We start from the raw sequence: 2,802 nt of genomic DNA, 5'->3' as shown, positions 1-2,802 counted from the left end.
GTTTTGTCTTTGATTTTGAGTTTTTTTGTATAGAGTCATAATTTAAATCTATGTTTTATAAATTTTGAATATAGTAAAAGCTTGTTACTGATGAAATTTGTAAAATATCATCAATTTAACAAGCATTTTTCAATTCAACATAATTATTAATGTGTTAAACTTTGCGATATCGTTTAAGGCCAATAATATTTAAAGCGATAAATAAAATGATGAAAGCAAAAAGTATAAGGACGTCGAACCAAATGTTAGACCATCCTTGACCCTTAATCATAATGTTAGTTAAAGCATCACCAGTATAGCGCAGTGGGAATAGATATCCAATATTACTTAAGCAAGAGGGCATATTTTCTAGTGGGAAGATACCCGAGAAGAATACTTGTGGAATAGCAACAATAGGGATAAATTGAACCATTTGGAATTCTGAGTTAGCAAATGTGGAAATAAATATTCCCAATTATAATATTGGAGGATGAAAAGGCAGGGATGTTTAAATTTCCTAAGGAGATTTTAATAGATAAAAAAATTTTGAGGTACGAAAATAGTAAAGGAAAGATGGCTATGAGAGTATATCCATCATGGGAAGAGAAGCTAAACCCTACTGCTTCAAGAGAAAGAAAATGGCAACTAAAATATTTTGAGGATCTAAGTGTCGATAAATAATATTAATAAAAAGAATAAAAAAATTGGAGGAATAATCATTAAATAAATAGATGGCAAATTATTAAATAAGCATAAATTTCCTGGGAAATAAGAGCTATAAATACTTACATAGCTCTTTTTTTACTCTATTATAAAGATGTTAGATGGTGTGAAATACTTTAACAGGTTATGTTGATTATAAAGGAGCTGTTATATGTGGATGTAGGCAATCAGATTAGATATTACAGAAAAGAAAATAAACTATCCCAAGTAGAACTAGCAGAAAAGATTTATGTCTCAAGCCAAACCATTTCTAATTGGGAGAATGAGAGAAGTTATCCTGACCTCCATAATTTGATTGCTCTTACTTCCTTGTTTAACGTTTCTTTAGATGAACTTGTTAAAGGAGATGTTTTAAAAATGAAGAATGCAATAGATCTTAGTAATATGGATAAGTATGCAAAATTAATGATATTGTTTACAGTATTAAGTGCTATTGCACTAGGGACAGCTTTAAAATTTAGTGATGGATGGTTTGGCTTGCTAGTTCCAGCTATTTTATGGATAATTTCGTTTTATTTCGCTTTAAAGATTGAGCGACTGAAGAAAAAATATGATGTTCAAACGTATAAAGAAATCTTAGATTATATGGAATATGGAGAGAAAAGAACTAAAGTGCACAGAAACAACACAAAATACTTTATTGAACAGACAGTAACAGTTATAGGTTTTGTAGCGATCTTTTTAATTCTAGTATTAATCAGCATATTTTTATTTGAATTATTATAAAAATCGTGAACTGTGCTTTGACGTGAACGATAGCTTCGAAGTTTAATTGTATTATTTGTAGTGAGACATAGCCTCTCATTAATATATATGAAGGTTTAATTTTAAAACAATATATAAAGAAGGCTCTATACTAAATAGGATTCGATGTTTGAATCACCAGTTAGTATAGAGCCGATGTTTTCTATTATTAACAGTTGGGTTATTTGTTTTGTAATTTAGTTCATATTTTTTAACTGATCCAAAATAATCGCTCTTTGTTTTTCTAAAGAAATTGGATCATTATATTGAGTGTCTTGTACATCTAAATTAATAACATGTCCTTTTTTAACTGCTTCTAAGTTTTTCCAGTTTTCCTTCTGTGTAAATGGCGGTCTTTCTCCAGCAGTAGCAAGTATAATATAATCGCCGGTATATTCTGAAAGTTTCTCTTCAGAAATGACAGTCATATAAGCATTTTTTGTTGCTTCATCTAATTTTGAAGGCTGTTGCATACCATATCCGCCATAAACTATTTCTGTTCCACGACCAAGATTTTTCCCAAATGCTACCAATCCTTTTGGTGTAGCTTGTATAGCCGTAATGGTTTTTCCTTTTGTTTTATTACCAAGGGCTTTTTTATCTTTTTCTAATTTATTATTCCAATCTTTTAACCATGTGTCTGCTTTATCTTGCTCATTCACAATTTCACTAAGTTTTTTAGTCGATTCTTTGTAATTAGATTTCATTGCATCCATCTGTATTGTTGGGGCAATTTTTTTGAGTTTATCAGCATTTTTATCTTCTTTTGTTGTAATGATAAGGTCAGGTTTTATTTTTATAATTTGTTCAATATTGTCCTGACCTACCCTTTGGATTCCTTTAGTTGCTTCATCAAGTGTTTTATTTTTTTTAACAAAATCTACAACACCAATAGGTTTGTGGCCAAATTTCACTAAAGCACCAATATATGTAGGGTGTAACACAACAATTCTTTTTGGATTCTTAGGTATGTTAACTTTAGTTCCGTCATCTTGCTTAAATATTTTTGTTGAAGAATTATCATTCTTTATTTCGTTTGATTTTTCTTTGCTGTCATCATTATTACAGGCCGATAAAAGTAAAATAAAACATAGAGTAACAAGAATCATTTTTTTCATATAGCAAACACTCCCTTAACTTTTATAATTGATATTGATAATCGTTATCAATTATAGCATAATAAATATGTATAGCAATATATAATTAAAATAAAAACTCATATGCAAGAATGACGTTGTAATCATTATTGATACTATTGTTAAATCAATGTGATTAGATATTTGGTATATATCAACGTATTCTTATAGTGATTTACATTATGTATTTCCATTTTTAAAGCTTTTTACAGAATTAAAA

The 2,802-nt window shown here is 28.9% G+C and carries 3 protein-coding genes and 1 pseudogene; 2 read left to right on the top strand and 2 right to left on the bottom strand.

Annotated features, from left to right (window positions below):
- Nucleotides 1–154 precede the first annotated feature (154 nt).
- Nucleotides 155–454: pseudogene (locus tag CD118_RS11675) on the bottom strand (ABC transporter permease); the annotation flags it as partial.
- Nucleotides 455–483: 29 nt separating this feature from the next.
- Between CD118_RS11675 and CD118_RS11670 the strand changes: the two are divergent.
- Both CD118_RS11670 and CD118_RS11665 read left to right on the top strand, forming a co-directional pair.
- Complete coding sequence (locus CD118_RS11670) at nucleotides 484–660, top strand: MepB family protein (protein WP_103356750.1); 177 nt, start codon at nucleotides 484–486, stop codon at nucleotides 658–660.
- Nucleotides 661–855: 195 nt separating this feature from the next.
- Nucleotides 856–1,428 carry a helix-turn-helix domain-containing protein gene (locus CD118_RS11665; RefSeq protein WP_103356749.1) on the top strand — a complete coding sequence of 191 codons (573 nt, stop codon included), beginning with the start codon at nucleotides 856–858 and terminating at the stop codon, nucleotides 1,426–1,428.
- A 215-nt stretch (nucleotides 1,429–1,643) separates the two neighbouring features.
- Here CD118_RS11665 and CD118_RS11660 read toward each other — a convergent pair whose 3' ends face one another.
- Nucleotides 1,644–2,564 (bottom strand): ABC transporter substrate-binding protein, encoded by a 921-nt coding sequence (locus CD118_RS11660; protein ID WP_103356748.1) that lies wholly within the window; start codon nucleotides 2,562–2,564, stop codon nucleotides 1,644–1,646.
- Nucleotides 2,565–2,802: the final 238 nt, after the last annotated feature.

Origin of the sequence: Staphylococcus coagulans (assembly GCF_002901995.1) — a bacterium.
GTDB classification, from domain to species: Bacteria; Bacillota; Bacilli; order Staphylococcales; family Staphylococcaceae; genus Staphylococcus; species Staphylococcus coagulans.
The sequence above is the reverse complement of the archived record's forward strand: the minus strand, read 5'-3'. Positions and strand labels throughout refer to the sequence as shown.